Source organism: Bordetella tumbae, from assembly GCF_054780995.1.
In genome coordinates, this window is record NZ_BAAGVG010000002.1 from 113,129 (window position 1) to 129,290 (window position 16,162).

Consider the following 16,162-nt stretch of genomic DNA (forward strand, 5'->3'; position numbering starts at 1 on the left):
CCAAGCTGGTGTTGACTCAAAACCGCCAAATCAAATTTACCCTGCCCGTTTGATTCGTCGAGTTCTGTGCCAATTGTCCTATGTACGAAAAGTCGATGTTCAACGCTTTTCCTGCAGCGATACTCAGCCCCGCATCCAGCACCAACGCATCTCGAGCCAACGGCACGCCTTCAATGGTGAATGGCGATCCATCGATAAATGAGAATGTTGATTTAGGCGACAACGTACCGAATGCGTGTTGCCAACCCATCATGGCATGAATCGACAGCGTGCTCGTCTCTGCGTTGCCCAGCACCGTTTCAGCGCGCAAACCCAACGTACTGAACGTCGCATCGTGATTGGCGCTGCGTGCCTTCAAACCGACGGTACCACCCTCCTCAAAACCGTTCGTATGCAGACGCACATAGGCCAGCTGTACAAAAGGTTCGAACTGAGCACCGTCCACATCAAACTGATACCCCGCCTCGCCAAACACCTGCGCGATGCGTGCGTGATAATCGCTGTTTGCGCGCTCGGACAAGAACGATACGCTGCGTTTGGCGTCAATGTCATGCCAGGTATGAGCGGCGCCAAAGCGCAAGGACGTCGCACCGTACTGCGCGCCCGCATAAGCCGCCAGCGTGTAGCTATCGACCGAGGACGAGGACGAGCGTGCACCCATCCGCAGAGAACTGGACCCGAAGCCGCCCATCACACCGGCTCGCCAGGAATCACCCATCGCCGTATCGGCGCCGAGAAAAAACCCACGAGCTGAGCGCTGCAGTTGAGCGGATCTGCCAGGCGATGACATATGTCCCCACGCGCCGTAGAACTGGCCCCATGTCGCGACTGCAGGTTCCAAAACCGAGACCCTATCGCTCAGAGGGTGCGTCGCGCTAGCGTACAGCGACCTCAACGCCGAGGATTCGCCTGCGCCTCCGACTGCCGTGCGCAGGCGATTCGTGATGGCATCGCGCGTATAGCGGCTGTCATCGATCAGGGCGGATGCGATGCTGGGATGCAACTCTCCAGACAAACTATCGAACGCGGCGCGCGCTGCAGGGGTATCAATCAAAAGGATCCGCTGAAACAGGGATAAGTCCGCATTTGTTGTCACCTCAGCAACAGTTGCGGTTGCACTGGGCGTTACTGCACCTGGTGCTACTCTGTCAGGGGTTTCTGCATCTGGTATTGCTCCGCCTGGCATCGCAGCATCTGGCATTGTTGCCTCTGCCGTTGCTGCGCTCGCCTCGGCAGAGGCCATTGCCGTCACGCCCATACGCTCGATCGCCGCGCCCACCGATCGCTGGTTATCACTCTCCCCTACATCGGCAAACGCCACACCATTACGTGCAACATCCAAGTAAACGTGCCGTGCATCGTATGCCAGCGACACATTTAAAAACGCAAAGCATTTGCACAGCTCGTCGTACCGCCCCGAGACCCCCTCTCCCGTTGACAGAATCGTATAACGCCTGTCGCCGCGATAATCGCTGAGCCTCATCATCACCGCGACCTTGCCGCCGTCGATGTGGGCCTGACCACTGACGTACAGAACGCTCGCCTCCTGCCGCTCGTTGATCTGCACCAGTAGGCTGGCTCCTTGGCGCTGAACATAATTCCCACCAATGAACAATGCTCTTCCCTCGCCAGGCAAGCCCGGCGCCACGATGCCTGCGTTATCGAGATTGCCAATGATGATGCCGTTACCGGACAGCAAACCACCCCGGCCCACCGTCGTGTTCGAAGCAATACTGCCTGCGATGGCAAGCTCACCGCCATCGACGCGCGTTTTACCGGTGTACGTGCTGTTGCCGGTCAATTCCAGCGATCCAGCGCCGGATTTGATCAAGCCGCCCTTACCAGTAATGTCATTGCTCCATGTGCTGCGCCCTTGGTCCAACGAAACATGGAAATCCCCCCAATCGAATTTCCCTGGACCGCGAACCGCCTTGCCAACATCGAGGATACCGTAGCCGTATACCTCGTCTACACCTGGCTCACCCATATCTCCGGCAGTGCCCAACAAGACCTGACGTACTTGCGCCATCGTCATATAAGGGAATCGCTGAGCCACCAATGCCGCGGCACCCGCCACATGGGGAACGGCAAGCGACGCTCCCGTCCTGGTTTCATAGCTGCCGCCTGCCGTTGCGGCCATAATGGCCACCCCTGGCGCGTACAGGCACCAACGCTTGGCCACGCCACAACCATTGGCCCAGTAGAATGCCTTTCCGAAAATAGGATAAACCGACGAAACTGCCAGCCACCCTGGTTCCAGCTCGGGCACGTAAAGAGGCAGACCGGCGGGGCTTTCTGGATTCGAACCACCCGTATTGCCGGCAGGGAAAATCATCAACGCGTCCGCGCCCACGGCTCTGCGTGCAGCCGCAACCACATCCGGCATCTGCGTCAACCAGTAATCTGCGGGCTCGTAGGTAATCTGTCGCTCATTGAGGCTCCAGCTATTGTTGATGATGCGTACACCTTGGCCAAGCAAATCATTCCAGGCCGCAGCGACCCGGGAATCATCGCTATCGTCATCAGTGTTCGTAACGGCGCGTGCGGCGTAAATCATCGCACCGGGAGCAACACCGTGCATACCAACACCGTCCCGGTTTGCCGCGATCACCGACGCGACCATCGTGCCATGCCCGATGCTATCGGTCATTACGGCAGTATTGTTCACATAGTCATACCCGCCACCGATGCGATTCAAAAACTCAGGGAGGTGAGGATTAACTCCAGTATCAACAACCCCGACTTTCACGCCGCTGCCGTCCAGGCCTAACGCATAAGCGTCTGCGGCACGAATGAAACCCAACCCCCATTGCTCATAGTATTCTTCTGTGCGCCACGTTTCCGGGTTACTGGGCTCGCCGATTGCTTGCGCAAGCGCTGGCGAGGCCTGTAAGTCAATAAGGGTAATGAAAGAAAAAAGCAGCGCTAATGCAGCGCCGCGATAAGAACAGGCCATTCGAACTATGCCGCTATGGGCAATTATTTAACAGGCTGAATTCTATTTTTCTTGAGCTGCTTATATCGGGAACGCGCCTATTTTCGGACCCTATTACGATTAAATAAAATCAGGCTGACAGACAACGAACTCAAAACCGCCAAATCAGATTGACTTTGGCCGTTTGATTTGCGGAATTCTGTGCCAATTGCCCCGTGTATGCAAAGTCGATGTTTAACGCTTTGCCCGCGGCAATATTCAGCCCGGCATCCAGCACTAAAGCGTCTCGAGCCAAAGGCACGCCTTCGATGGTGAACGGAGATCCACCGGTAAATGAAAACATTGACTTCGGCGATAGCGAACCGAATGCGTGTTGCCAACCCATCATGGCATGAACCGACAGCGTGCTCTTTTCTGTGTTGCCCAATACCGTTTCAGCGCGCAAGCCCAGCGTACTGAACGTTGTATCGTGATTAGCGCTCCGCGCATTCAAACCGACGGTACCACCCTCATCAAAACTATTGGTATGCAGATGCACGTAGGCCAGCTGTGCAAAGGGCTCCAACTGCACACCGTACAGATCAAACTGGTACCCGGCCTCTCCGAACAACTGCGCGGTACGCGCGTAATAGTCGCTGTTCGCACGCTCTGCCAAGAACGCCACGCGACGTTTGGCATCGATGTCATGCCAAGTATGGGCGGCGCCAAAGCGCAGCGCCGTTGCGCCGTATTGTGCCCCCGTATAAGCCGCAAACGGATGTTCTGCCATCAGCAGCGCTCTTGACGCCTGAGTACTGAGCGGATGACACGGGCGGCGCGCTCGCGACACTGAACGCCTTGCGCAGACGGCCGGTAATCGCATCCCGCGTGTAGCGGCTGTCGTCTATCAACGCCGAGGCCACGCTGGGATGGAGCTCCCCTGACAGACTATCGAATGCGGCTCGTGCCGCGGGCGCGCCCATCACAACAATGTGATCAAACAGCGTTGCCGCCACAGTCGATCCTGCCATGACGGAGGTCGCTATAGATCTTGAAGTTATTGCATCTGCCCCATGACCCGACTCGGGCGTATCAGCCGCGTCGCCGTCCATAAGTTCAATCGCTGCCCCGACGGCGCGTTGATTATGGCTGGCTGCCACCTCGGTGAACGCGACGCCGTTGCGCTCGATATCCAGATAGACATTCTGTGGGTCATAAGCTAACGACACATCCAAAAAGGCAAAGCACTTGCACAGTTCGTCATATCGACCCGAAACCGCATCGTCGGCGGACAAAATCGTATGACGCTCATCACCGCGGTAAGCCCCGGGCGCCAGGGCAACAGCGACTTTGCCACCATCGATTTGCGCCTCGCCCGTAACGTCGAGCAAGCCCGTCCCTTGCGACGCATTGACATCCACCAGCAAAGCGGCCCCTCTGCGCTGAACATAATCGCCATCGACGAGCAGTGTTCCGCCGCTTCTGTACAAGCCCGGCGCCACGATGCCTTGATTATCGACATCTCCAATGATTGCGCCGCCACCCGAAAGCATCCCGGCTCGGCCTACAACCGTCTGCGAAGCAATACTGCCGGCGATGGCAAGCTCGCCTCCATTGACGTGTGTCTCGCCGGCGTACGTGCTGTCGCCCGTCAACTCCAGCGATCCCGTGCCTGATTTGATCAGCCCGCCTGCGCCGGTAATGTCGTTACCCCAGGTGCTATAGCCCTGATCAAACGACACATGGAAATCTCCCCAATCGAATTTTCCTGGACCGAGGACGGCCTTGCCTACATCGAGGACACCATACCCGTATACCTCGTCCACACCCGGATCGCCGACATCTGCGGCTGTGCCCAGCAGAACCTGGCGCACTTGTGCCATCGTCAGATAAGGAAAGCGCTGTGCTACCAGCGCGGCGGCACCCGTCACATGGGGGGCAGCAAACGACGTGCCAGCGGCAGTGGTATAACCGCCACCTGCACGCGCCATGAAAATATCATCGCTCTCCCCCACGTAGGTCAAATCCTCAACGCTGGCGTCCCATACCCACCCCTCTCCGCCTCCGGGCGCGGACAGACACCAGTCCATGGCCACGCCACAGCGATTGGACCAGGATGGCATTCCATCGGGTGAGAGCGCTGCGACGGCTAACCACCCCGACTCTAGATCACGAAAATAATAGGGCAGGCCGGCGGGGCTTTCGGGGCTTGAGCCGCTCTCATTGCCCGCTGCAAAAATCATCAACGCGCCTGCACTAACTGCTCGGCGTGCCGCCGCAATCAAATTCGGCTGCGAAGCTCTCCAGTAATCGGCCGGTTCGTCAGTAATCGGTATATCCGGCCACGCCCAGCTGTTATTAACGATGCGCACGCCTTGGTCGAGCATCTCATCCCAAGCCTCAGCAAACAGGCGATCTTCTTCATCGTCACCGCCGGCGATAAGGTTCGGCACGAATATCGTGGCACCTGGCGCCACGCCATGCATGCCAATGCCGTTGCGGTTTGCCGATATCACCGAAGACACCATCGTGCCATGCCCATCGCTATCAGTCAGCATTGCGATGTTGGTCACAGAACCATATCCACCACCGGTGCGATGCAAGAATTCCGGATGATGCGAATCAATGCCCGAATCCACCACGCCGATTTTTACGCCACGACCGTCCAGACCCAGCGCATAAGCATTAGCGGCGTTAATAAAATCCAATCCCCATTGCGCACGGTATTCTTGGGTACGCCAAGTTTCCGGATCGCTGGGATTGCCGGCAGCGTGCGCATGTACCGGCGAGACTTGCAGATCAATAAGGGTAATGAAAGACGACAGCAACACGAGTGCGGTGCTGCGAGAAGAAAATACCATTCGAAACCACGCCGCTAGGCGGCGATCATTTAAAGGGCTCGAATTCTATCTTCCCGTAACTGTTCCTATCGAGAACAGCTAATTTTTCAGACCAAATTACGATTAACTGTGATGGATTCCGCATTAGTCGCTACTGTCCGCATTCAACTCATTCGGCCGTGACCACAGTGCGAATCGCCTATCCAACGCGGCCTAACTCGCATTAGGCCGTGCTCCAAGCCCACCTACACCCGGAAATCCACCGTTTGCGGCCGGCCCGCCAACGACAGCGCAGCCGTCGCGGGCGGCGTGCTGGCTATCTGCTTACCCGCGCGCCAGACATGCAGGCGCGTGGCACGCAGGCGTAGCGCTTCAACCGGATTACGAGCCTGCAACAGCACCATGTCCGCGCGCTTGCCAACCTCGATGCCTGTTTCATCCAAACCGAGAATTTTGGCAGGCGCACCGGTCACCGCCTCGAAACAGGCATGCATCGCATCCTGTCCCGTCATCTGGGCCACATGCAACCCCATGTGCGCGACCTCCAGCATGTCGCCCGAACCCAGGCTGTACCATGGGTCCATCACACAGTCATGGCCAAACGCCACTGTCACGCCGGCTGCCAGCAACTCAGGCACGCGCGTCATCCCGCGACGCTTGGGATAAGTATCGTGGCGTCCCTGAATCGTGATGTTGATCAACGGATTGGAAATAGCCGAGACCCCTGCCTCGCGAATCAACGGAATCAGCTTGGACACGTAGTAGTTGTCCATCGAATGCATGGACGTGAGATGCGATCCCGTGACCCGGCCCTGCAGGCCCAGGCGCTGCGTGTGATACGCCAGTGTCTCGATATGACGCGACAGGGGGTCATCGGTCTCGTCGCAATGCATGTCGACGCGCAGCCCGCGCTCGGCCGCCAGCTCACACAACAAGCGTACCGATTCTGCGCCGTCAGCCATGGTGCGTTCGAAATGGGGAATACCGCCCACCACGTCCAGTCCCATATCCAAGGCACGCTTCAGATTGTCCATCGCCCCTGGCGCGCGCAGCACGCCGTCTTGCGGGAAGGCAACCAATTGCAGGTCCAGATAGGGTTTCACGCGCTCACGTACGTGCAGCAAGGCCTCGGTCGCCAGCAAACGCGGATCACAGACATCCACGTGCGAACGAATCGCCAACAGGCCGTTGGCCACCGCCCAATCGCAATACGCCAACGCGCGCTCGACCAGCGCCTCCTGCGTCAACAGCGGCTTTAATTCCCCCCACAGCGCAATGCCCTCGAGCAAGGTACCGGATTGATTCACGCGCGGCAAACCGTATGACAGCGTCGAATCCATATGGAAATGCGCATCGACGAATGGCGCGCTCAGCAATTGGCCCTGAGCATCGACCACCTGGCCGGCCTCGGCCTGCAAGGCGGGCTGGATAGACACGATGCGGCCATTCTGCACGCCGACATCCACACCCGTCTGGCCATTGGCCAGGTTGCAGTTCTTGATAATGAGATCGAGCATATAAAAACCTTTTGATTGACTGTGCCGTATGGGCTCAACGCTCGCCCTTGCGATAGGGCTTCATCAGCGCTTGGGGATACGCGGCACGACGCGCCATCACGACCAGCGCCAAAATGGACAGCACGTACGGCAACATCAAATAAACCTGATACGGCAACTCGGGCAAGCCCGGCAGGCTCGTGCCACCCTGCTGCAACCGCAATTGCAGCGCATCAAAGAACGCAAAAATCAACGCGCCCAGCAGGGCCTTGCCCGGTCGCCACGACGCGAACACCACCAAGGCCACACAGACCCAACCGCGGCCGTTGACCATATTGAAAAAGAAGGCATTAAACGCAGCCAGCGTGAGGAAACTGCCTGCAATGCCCATCAGTGCCGACCCCGCTACGATAGCGCCCATGCGCAGCTTGGTCACGGACAGGCCCTGCCCCTCGGCGGCGGCGGGATTTTCACCCACCATACGGATTGCCAAGCCCAGCGGTGTGCGGTTCAACACCCATGCGATCAAAGGCACGGCAATCAAGGCGATCAGCGTCATCACCGTCTGGCCCGCCAACACGGGACCGATCACGGGAATGTCCTTGAAGAATGTCATCTCGGCAAACGGCGTGATCGTCGGCGGAGTATTCACACTAGGGAAAGTCACCCGGTAGGCGAAGTAACTCAGGCTCGTCGCCAGCAAGGTCACGCCCAATCCAGACACGTGCTGCGACAGACCTAACGGCACCGTCAACACTGCATGCAGCAGTCCAAAGACCATGCCCGCCAGTGCGGCTGCCAGCACACCGACATAAAGCGGTGCGCCCAGATACACCACCAGCCAACCGGTAAAGGCTCCCGCCGCCATGATGCCTTCGATGCCCAGGTTCAACACCCCGGCACGCTCGCACAAGAGCACGCCCAGCGTGCCCAGGATCAACGGCGTAGCCAGACGCAACACCGCCACCCAGAACGCGCTCGAACTCAACAAATCCATCCATTCCATGCGCGTCTCCTCAGGCCTGCTTGCGGCGCAAGCGATATTGCGCGAACAAGGTGGCCACCAGCATGGACAACAGCGATGCAGCCACAATCACATCGGCAATGTAGTTGGGGACGGCAATCGCGCGGCTCATGCTGTCCGCGCCTACCAACATGCCCGCCACAAAGACGCTAGCCACCACGACACCCAACGGATGCAGCCCCGCCAACATGGCGACCACCACACCGGTATAGCCGTAACCCGGCGACATATCCAGCGTCACATAGCTCGTACGGCCCGCGACTTCGATCGCGCCCGCCAGTCCCGCCAAGGCGCCCGATAACATCGCCGTACCCAACATCACGCGTGTCACCGGCAATCCTAGAAAACGCGAGGCATGCGCATTCGCGCCGACCGCTCGCATCTGCAAACCAAAGACGGTATAGCGGTTGATCAACCACAAGCCGACCGCGAGGCCTATCCCCCACAGCAACCCAGTATGTACGCGCGTTTTCGCGATGAGTTTGCCGAACTCCAGATCGGGGTTCAGTGCCACCGATTGCGGCCATCCCATGGCCATGGGGTCTTTCATGACGCCATCGAGCATCATCGACACGAACAACAGCACAATGAAATTGCCCAGCAGCGTGGTCACCACCTCGTCCACGCCCAGTCGGGTTTTCAGCAAAGCCGGAATCAACAGCAGCAATGCGCCTGCCAACGCCGCGGCGATCATCATGCCGGCAAACAGCACGGGTACCGGCAAATCAAAGCCCACGCCATCATGCATACCGCCCACCGCCACGGCGGCCAGCGCACCGAGGTACAACTGCCCCTCAGCGCCGATGTTGTAAAAACGTGCACGGAATGCCACTGCACAGGCCAAGCCGGTCAGCATCAGCGGCGTCGCACGCATCAGTGTTTCTGACAAGGCAAAACGCGATCCAAATGCGCCGTCGAACAATAATGCATAGGTGCGCCCCACTGGCGCGCCCGCCCATGCCACCAACAGCGCACAGATCAACAAGGTAAAGATAATCGCCGCCAAAGGCGCCAACAGCAACGCTGTGCGGCTGGCTTCGGTGCGACGTTCCAGGTACAAGTTCATGATTTCATTATTTAATCGTCAGGCGGGCACACTACCCGTCATGGCCAGGCCCACGGATGCCGGCGTCCATTGCGCAACGGGCTTTACGGCAATGATCTTGCCGCCGCACATGACTGCGATGCGATCGGCCAATGCGAAGATTTCTTCGAGGTCTTCGGACACCAGCAAAACACCCGCACCGCGCTCGCGCGCGGCCAGCAGTTGTTCACGGACGTAGGCGACTGCGCCAATATCCAGCCCCCAGGTTGGCTGATCGGCCACGATGAAACGCGGCTGCCGAGCCAATGTGCGGCCCAGGATCAGCTTTTGCATATTCCCGCCCGACAGGCTGCGCGTACGTACATCCTGCGAAGCCGCTCGCACATCGAACTGTTTGCTGAGATCACGCGCATAGGCACGGCCGGCTTGCGCGCGCACCACGCCGAAACGCGCAAAGCGTTTGTCGTTCAGATCTTCGATGATGGCGTTTTCCCACAGGGGACTATCGCCGATCACGCCCTCGTGGTGACGGTCCTCCGGGATGCGTCCCACGCCTGCGGCCGTCCAACCCGCGGGGGTGCGCGGCGCCACCGAGTGTTCCGCCCCCAAGCGTATCGTGCCGTCATCGGGATGGCGTAATCCATTCAACACCGACACGAGCGCCTGTTGTCCGTTGCCTGCTACGCCCGCGATAGCCACGATCTCGTGCGTGTGTATCGTCAGATCCGCACTATCGAGCAACGGCGCGCCGCCGTGGCTATTGCGCACGGTCACCTGCGAGAGTGTGACCACAGGCGTCGCCTGCGCGCGCGGCTCGGCGTTCTGCACACGCGGCATGACAACCTTGCGTCCGACCATCAACTCGGCCAGCTCCGCTGCGTTGGTCGATGCCGTGTCGCGTTCGGCCACAAGTTTGCCTTGACGCAGTACCGCCACGCGTTGCGAGACCGCCATGACCTCATCGAGCTTGTGCGAAATGAAAATGACCGCGAGTCCTTCGGCGACAAAACCGCGCAGCGTAGCGAACAGCCCATCGACCTCTTGAGGCGTCAGCACGGCTGTCGGCTCGTCCAGGATCAGAATGCGTGCACCGCGGTAGAGCGCTTTGAGAATTTCAACGCGCTGCTTTTCACCGACGGATAACGTCCCTACGCGCGCATCGGGGTCCACGCCCAGGCCAAAGCGCTGGCCCAGTTCGACCAATCGTTGCCGAGCCTGCTTGCGCCCGGATGCGAGCCGCCACAACGACTGGGTACCCACCATCACGTTGTCCAGCACACTCATGTTGTCTGCCAACGTGAAATGTTGATGGACCATACCCACACCTGCGGCCAGCGCGGCGTCTGGACGGCCGGGCGGCAACGCCTGGCCATAGACGGTGATACGGCCGGCATCGGCCACGTAGTGCCCGAACAGAATGGACACCAACGTGGACTTGCCCGCGCCGTTTTCCCCCAACAGGGCCAGCACCTCGCCCTGCTTCACACTCAGCGAGACCGCGTCATTCGCCGTCAGGCTGCCAAAACGCTTGGTAATGCCCTCGAGTTGCAGGGCCAGGGTATCCGTCATTTCGCGCTGGACTTGGGTTCGCTGTTGTTCACGTTGACTTCAAAGCTGCCATCCAGGATCGCCTTTTGCTTGGTCTCGACCTTGGCCTTGAGCTCCGCGGGGATCTTCGATTCAAACGTGCCCAACGGCGCGAGTTCCGATCCTTTGAATTTCATCAACGAATATTGACCGTAGTCTTCCGCGGCAAACTTGCCTGCCTTGACCTGCGCCAATGCGTGCTCGATCGTGGGCTCCATGTTCCACAATGCCGACGCCACGACCGTCTCCGGATATTGCGGCTGGGTGTCGACCACGTTGCCGATTGCGAGCTTGCCACGCTCTTTGGCCGCGTCGGACACGCCAAAACGCTCGGCGTACAACACGTCTGCACCCTGATCAATCATCGCGAAGGCGGCTTCTTTAGCCTTTGGGGGATCAAACCACGATCCGATGAACGAAACGGTGAAGCTGACCTTTGGATTGATTTCCTGGGCACCCGCCATGAATGCCTGCATCAGGCGATTGACTTCGGGGATGGGATATCCGCCCACCAAGCCGATCTTGCCCGACTGGCTCATGCCGCCGGCAATCATGCCGGTCAGGTACGCCGGCTCTTGAATATAGTTGTCAAACACCGAAAAATTCGGCTTTTGCGGTTTGGCCGACGAGCCCATCAGGAATGCGGTCTCGGGATAGTCTTTAGCGACTTTGCGCGCGGCGGACTCGACGGCAAAGGCCTCGCCCACGATCAGCTGGTTGCCCTGCTCGGCATACTGGCGCACTACACGCTCGTAGTCGGCGTTGCTGACGTTCTCGGAAAACACGTATTCGATCTCGCCTTTTTCCTTGGCGGCGTTCAGCGCCTTGTGAATGCGCGATACCCATTGTTGCTCGACCGGCACGGTATAGACGGCCGCCACTTTGATCTTGGCGGCGTCCTGTGCCTGGGCCCAGCCCGACATCACGAACACGCCCGCGGCCGCCACGCCGAGTTTCAGCACGCTGCGACGGGCAAGTCCGGATACGGACGGGAGGTTTTCAAACATCATGGTTTCGGCTCCTAGGCGATTTAAAAGCCCTCAACCCGAGCGTGGCACAGGCGCCTCGGCACAAGTCGAAGCGCATCTGAACAACGAGGGAAAACGGCAGGCATCAGGCGACGTAGCGGGGCTACTGGCGTTAGTGACCCGAGGGTCAGAGTGAAAGTCGCCCGGAATCAAGCAAAATGCATGCCGCATGCTCGTGCCGCACGACCTGTCACACAAAGCCCCCCCTTGCTGCGCCCCCGGCTTGCTGCCCCCCAAGGGGCGTTTTTGTCTTGGGGCGGCCCGGCAACAAAACCAGGCCGGACAGGATTGTAGTCAATCTATCGGGGCCTGAATGCGCTGTTTGGGTGCATTTTGCAAAAACCGCCTCTCTCAATGCACCACTACGGTGCATTTTCACCTGCGCCCGGGCGCAATGCTATGGAGCTGGGCACTCACGAACTTGCCCAACCGTGGCTTGGCCACCTGGCATCCTGGCGAGTAGGCGCCTTGACACAATCAGTGCGCCAAGCGCCAGCGCCGTCAATGCCGCCGAGGCCGGGGCCAACCACTGTAAACCAACGGAATCGGCAACGCGTCCCCCCACGCCCGACCCTAATGCAATCCCCAAAAAGATGCCCGATGAATTCAGTGCGATCACCATCCCGCGATAATCGGGCTCCAGGGCAACGACACGGCGCAATTGAGACGGATAGAACACGTCCTGCATCACCGCCCAGATGACAAGCAACAGGAACAAGAATCCCAGCCTGAGCACATCGCCCCAGAAAGGCACTCCCAACACTGCAATCACGATAAAGACGAGCATCATGGTCATCATCACGATACGCAGCAGCCTATCGGCAGCATGATGCAGCGACACTCGCTGCGCGATCAGGTTTCCCGCGATGCCCGTCAATCCAAACAACAGCAAGGCAACGCCGCCCTCTGCCGCACTCGCTCCGAAATGTTTAGTGATCAAGGGCAAGATCAACGTATAAGTCGCAAAAAAGGCCGCAGTCTGCAACACAACCACAGCGAGCCCAGCCGCTGTAGCCGGCCGCAATAGCAACTGCAGCAATCCTCTCAGCCGCATCGGCTCACCATATGACGTATCGCGTACCGTAGCGATAATCCAGCCGAGGCTTCCCAAGGCAATCATCGCGAGCCCGATGAATACGGCACGCCAGCCAAAGGCTTCTGCCAATGCTGCAGCAACCGGCGCCGCGACGACGCTGGATAAGGTGACCCCAACAAACACTACGGCCAACGCTTTACCCCGCCGTTCGGCCGGAGCCAACCCTGCCCCGATCGCATTAGCGACCGGACTGACAAGCGCCGCGCCCAAGCCCGCCACGATCCGCGTCATCAACAACCAAGCAAAACTAGCCGTAAACGCCCCGGCCAGTGTCGCAAGCAGCATCACCACCAAACCGCTCAACAACAACGTCCGCCGACGCGAGTGGCCCACCAGCACCTGCAGCACCGGCGCCCCGACAGCAAACGCGATCGAGAATGCCGTCATCAATAGTGCCGCGTCCCCAGGAGAAATCTGCCAGGCGCCCACTAAAGCAGGCAAGGCGCCAACCACGCCATACGACATCCCGCCCACTGCAAAATTTGCGCTGGCCAAGGCACGCAGGGCATGCCGCTCAGGTTCATCCGCTTTGCTCGTCCGCACTGTTGACTCCGAATCATGCCGAGCGGGACTCTTTGCCCAGCCCTCGTTTCAAGCCGTAGTGTGAGCAAGAACTTGGTATATTTGAAATCGATTATTAATATCGGAGCTATCCAAATGGCTGATATGCCATCGCCTTTGCGGGGAGCGGATTTGGCGTTACTGGGCTCTCTGGACGTTTTGCTGGAGGAAGCCAATGTCACCCGCGCTGCGGAGCGGCTGCATCTCAGCCAACCCGCGCTATCGGCGCAGCTCGCCCGGCTGCGCGAGTTGACCAATGACGCTCTGCTGGTTCCGGCGAAACACGGCCGTGGCATGACGCCCACCGCCCGTGCACTGGCCATCCGCGAACCCCTGCGGGCAGCATTGCACGAGCTGCATGCCGCGCTCGCGCGCGGCATGGATTTTGATCCCGCGCGTGATTCGCGCCGCTTTCAAATCCTGGCCAGCGATAACGGCTTTGTCATGGTCGGCCTGGATCTGGTCCGCCGCATTGCCAGCCGCGCGCCCCATGTACAACTCGCATTTCATACCGTCCCTGCCGACACGGCGGGCGCCTGGCTCGCCAACGGCAAGGCGGATTTACTCATCGCTGCGGATTTTTCAACGCCAGCGGATGCGCGTCGCCAGCAGTTATTGAGCGAACGTTATGTCATGGCACAACGCAAAGCGCACCCGAGAGGGCTGGCGCCTCCTGATCTCGATGCTTATTGCGCCTTGGGCCACGTGATTGTGTCGGGCGATGGCGGCAATTTTCACGGTTTCATGGACGATGTCATTGCCCGCCACGGACGTACCCGCAACGTCGCCGTTTCCGTTCAGCAGTATCACTTGGCGCCGCTTGTGATCGAGGCCACGGACTATGTGTGCGCCCTGCCCGAACGCTTCCTGCAACGGTTCTCGGACCGGCTGGATTTACTGCCGTTGCCGGTGGAGGTAGGCGGATTTGGACTCACGGCTGCATGGCACCCGCGCCATGACGCCGATGCCGCGCATTCCTGGTTGCGTAATGAGCTATTTGCGGCGGCGGCGAGCCGCGCCCTCTGAGCCCCCCTCGTGTACATCGGTCCAAGTGCGCCTGATCAAACCCCAAAAATAATGTGCTATTTGCGCCACGTGCTCGGCAAGTCCGTGCACGTGGCGCAAAACGACAATGGGCGGCGTTCCGCCCATTACTCATTGAGAGTGTGCCGCTCAAGCCTTGCGCGAACCTCTCAATGCATCAAGGCTCCACGCTCCCGCTCCCTGCGCAGCCAGACTCAAGAAACCGCCTGCGATGGCGATGTTCTTCCAGAAATTAATGGCTTGCATGGCATCGCCGAAATTCGCATGAAATACAACAGCGGTAGCTACGGAAAAAAGCGCGAACGCGATTGCAATCCAGCGCGTGAATAGGCCCGCAGCAATCGCCAAGCCACCGCCAAACTCCAACAAGATCACCAACGGCAGCAAGGCAGGTGATACACCCATAGCGCTCATATATTGCTCGGCGCCTGCGTAGCCAGTGATTTTGCCCCAGCCGGAAATTATGAAAATAAGAGCCAGGCCGATTCGGCCCAACAAAGAGAACGTTGCATTCATGACGACTTCCTTATTCGTTTGCCCGCGTTTCGGGATAGCGACACTTTATTGACAATACGAGAGGCGATAAATAGGGAATAAAATGACAGTTTGTCCCAAAAATAGAGACAATCCATGCTTGACCTCCAGCAGATCAACAGTTTTCTCGCCGTCGTCCGCCATGGGAGTTTTGTCAGCGCTGCCGAGGCGACCAACCTGTCAAAGGCCGCCATTTCCCGGCATGTGGCTGACCTCGAAGCGCACCTGGGACTGCGCCTGCTGCACCGGACCACGCGCCGTCTATCGTTGACCGAGGACGGGCAGCGCTTTCACGCCAGGGCGATCGAGCTCGCGGCGGCACTCGATGAACTGGAAACCGAAACCGTCTCGCACGGCGGCCATGCCGTCGGCATGCTGCGCATCAATGCACCGCTCTCATTTGGCCTGTTGCATCTGGCACCGTTATGGCCGCGGTTTCTCGCAGAAAACCCCAATGTGTCACTGGACATCGATCTGAATGACCGCATTGTCGATCTGGTGGACGAGGGATACGACCTCGCAATACGCATCACCAATCTGCCAGACTCACGCCTGATCAGCCGCCAGTTGGCGTGCACCCGAATGGCGTTGTGCGCCTCACCGCAATACGTCAAAAAACACGGCCGTCCGAAAACGCCCGAGGACCTGGCCAATCATCACATCGTTTCTTATAGTTATCTGACCAGCAAGGATGACTGGCGGTTCGCTGGTCCTCAGGGTGAAGTGCGCGTCAAAGTCAATCCGCGGATTCGCACCAACAGCGGCGACACCTGCCGTCTGGCTGCATTAGCCCATCAGGGCATCATTCTGCAGCCCGACTTTCTCATTGGCGAGGATCTCAAACAAGGCACGCTCGTCGAACTGATGCCCGGCTACGATGCCTTTACCCTCGGCATACATGTGGTCTACGCCAGCCGTAAGCACATGTCGTTGAAGATGCGCAGGATGCTCGATTTCTTGGTCAATGCGTTCCAACATCCTTCGTGGCAGTGA

The 16,162-nt window shown here is 58.9% G+C and carries 12 protein-coding genes; 2 read left to right on the forward strand and 10 right to left on the reverse strand.

Annotated elements, in window-relative coordinates; translation table 11 throughout:
- Window positions 1-16: 16 nt before the first annotated feature.
- From ACYVI2_RS00475 to ACYVI2_RS00515, 9 genes are all read right to left on the reverse strand, one after another.
- On the reverse strand, window positions 17-2,956 hold the full coding sequence (locus tag ACYVI2_RS00475) for an autotransporter domain-containing protein (protein ID WP_415819325.1): 2,940 nt from the start codon (window positions 2,954-2,956) through the stop codon (window positions 17-19).
- 130 nt (window positions 2,957-3,086) lie between these two features.
- Window positions 3,087-3,704 (reverse strand): autotransporter outer membrane beta-barrel domain-containing protein, encoded by a 618-nt coding sequence (locus tag ACYVI2_RS00480; protein ID WP_415819324.1) that lies wholly within the window; start codon window positions 3,702-3,704, stop codon window positions 3,087-3,089.
- Window positions 3,619-5,775: a S8 family peptidase gene (locus tag ACYVI2_RS00485; protein ID WP_415819323.1), complete on the reverse strand. Its 2,157-nt coding sequence runs from the start codon at window positions 5,773-5,775 to the stop codon at window positions 3,619-3,621. The genes ACYVI2_RS00480 and ACYVI2_RS00485 overlap by 86 nt, the downstream gene beginning before the upstream one ends.
- A gap of 224 nt (window positions 5,776-5,999) precedes the next feature.
- Window positions 6,000-7,271 (reverse strand): amidohydrolase family protein, encoded by a 1,272-nt coding sequence (locus ACYVI2_RS00490; RefSeq protein WP_415819322.1) that lies wholly within the window; start codon window positions 7,269-7,271, stop codon window positions 6,000-6,002.
- A gap of 34 nt (window positions 7,272-7,305) precedes the next feature.
- The gene (locus ACYVI2_RS00495; protein WP_415819321.1) at window positions 7,306-8,256 is read right to left on the reverse strand and encodes an ABC transporter permease; all 951 of its coding nucleotides are present in this window, start codon (window positions 8,254-8,256) and stop codon (window positions 7,306-7,308) included.
- Window positions 8,257-8,266: 10 nt separating this feature from the next.
- Window positions 8,267-9,340: an ABC transporter permease gene (locus tag ACYVI2_RS00500; RefSeq protein ID WP_415819320.1), complete on the reverse strand. Its 1,074-nt coding sequence runs from the start codon at window positions 9,338-9,340 to the stop codon at window positions 8,267-8,269.
- A gap of 18 nt (window positions 9,341-9,358) precedes the next feature.
- The gene (locus ACYVI2_RS00505) at window positions 9,359-10,888 is read right to left on the reverse strand and encodes an ABC transporter ATP-binding protein (protein ID WP_415819319.1); all 1,530 of its coding nucleotides are present in this window, start codon (window positions 10,886-10,888) and stop codon (window positions 9,359-9,361) included.
- Window positions 10,885-11,916 carry a BMP family protein gene (locus ACYVI2_RS00510; RefSeq protein ID WP_415819318.1) on the reverse strand — a complete coding sequence of 344 codons (1,032 nt, stop codon included), beginning with the start codon at window positions 11,914-11,916 and terminating at the stop codon, window positions 10,885-10,887. Before ACYVI2_RS00510 ends, ACYVI2_RS00505 begins: the two co-directional genes overlap by 4 nt.
- A gap of 415 nt (window positions 11,917-12,331) precedes the next feature.
- The gene (locus ACYVI2_RS00515) at window positions 12,332-13,573 is read right to left on the reverse strand and encodes an MFS transporter (protein WP_415819317.1); all 1,242 of its coding nucleotides are present in this window, start codon (window positions 13,571-13,573) and stop codon (window positions 12,332-12,334) included.
- A 114-nt stretch (window positions 13,574-13,687) separates the two neighbouring features.
- Here ACYVI2_RS00515 and ACYVI2_RS00520 point away from each other — a divergent pair, with 114 nt between their 5' ends.
- Entirely contained in the window at window positions 13,688-14,617 is a 930-nt protein-coding gene (locus ACYVI2_RS00520) for a LysR family transcriptional regulator (RefSeq protein WP_415819316.1), read from the forward strand.
- Window positions 14,618-14,764: 147 nt separating this feature from the next.
- Here the strand turns inward: ACYVI2_RS00520 and ACYVI2_RS00525 are convergent, their stop codons facing one another.
- Entirely contained in the window at window positions 14,765-15,151 is a 387-nt protein-coding gene (locus tag ACYVI2_RS00525) for a DoxX family protein (protein ID WP_415819315.1), read from the reverse strand.
- Window positions 15,152-15,265: 114 nt separating this feature from the next.
- Here ACYVI2_RS00525 and ACYVI2_RS00530 point away from each other — a divergent pair, with 114 nt between their 5' ends.
- The gene (locus ACYVI2_RS00530) at window positions 15,266-16,162 is read left to right on the forward strand and encodes a LysR family transcriptional regulator (RefSeq protein WP_415819314.1); all 897 of its coding nucleotides are present in this window, start codon (window positions 15,266-15,268) and stop codon (window positions 16,160-16,162) included.

Bases quoted from the DNA above. Each gene is read 5' to 3' on its own strand.
- ACYVI2_RS00505 (WP_415819319.1), bottom strand. From the start codon at position 10,888: ATGACGGATACCCTGGCCCTGCAACTCGAGGGCATTACCAAGCGTTTT.
- ACYVI2_RS00475 (WP_415819325.1), bottom strand. From the start codon at position 2,956: ATGGCCTGTTCTTATCGCGGCGCTGCATTAGCGCTGCTTTTTTCTTTC.
- ACYVI2_RS00495 (WP_415819321.1), bottom strand. From the start codon at position 8,256: ATGGAATGGATGGATTTGTTGAGTTCGAGCGCGTTCTGGGTGGCGGTG.
- ACYVI2_RS00520 (WP_415819316.1), top strand. From the start codon at position 13,688: ATGGCTGATATGCCATCGCCTTTGCGGGGAGCGGATTTGGCGTTACTG.
- ACYVI2_RS00500 (WP_415819320.1), bottom strand. From the start codon at position 9,340: ATGAACTTGTACCTGGAACGTCGCACCGAAGCCAGCCGCACAGCGTTG.
- ACYVI2_RS00530 (WP_415819314.1), top strand. From the start codon at position 15,266: ATGCTTGACCTCCAGCAGATCAACAGTTTTCTCGCCGTCGTCCGCCAT.
- ACYVI2_RS00490 (WP_415819322.1), bottom strand. From the start codon at position 7,271: ATGCTCGATCTCATTATCAAGAACTGCAACCTGGCCAATGGCCAGACG.
- ACYVI2_RS00510 (WP_415819318.1), bottom strand. From the start codon at position 11,916: ATGATGTTTGAAAACCTCCCGTCCGTATCCGGACTTGCCCGTCGCAGC.
- ACYVI2_RS00485 (WP_415819323.1), bottom strand. From the start codon at position 5,775: ATGGTATTTTCTTCTCGCAGCACCGCACTCGTGTTGCTGTCGTCTTTC.
- ACYVI2_RS00525 (WP_415819315.1), bottom strand. From the start codon at position 15,151: ATGAATGCAACGTTCTCTTTGTTGGGCCGAATCGGCCTGGCTCTTATT.
- ACYVI2_RS00480 (WP_415819324.1), bottom strand. From the start codon at position 3,704: ATGGCAGAACATCCGTTTGCGGCTTATACGGGGGCACAATACGGCGCA.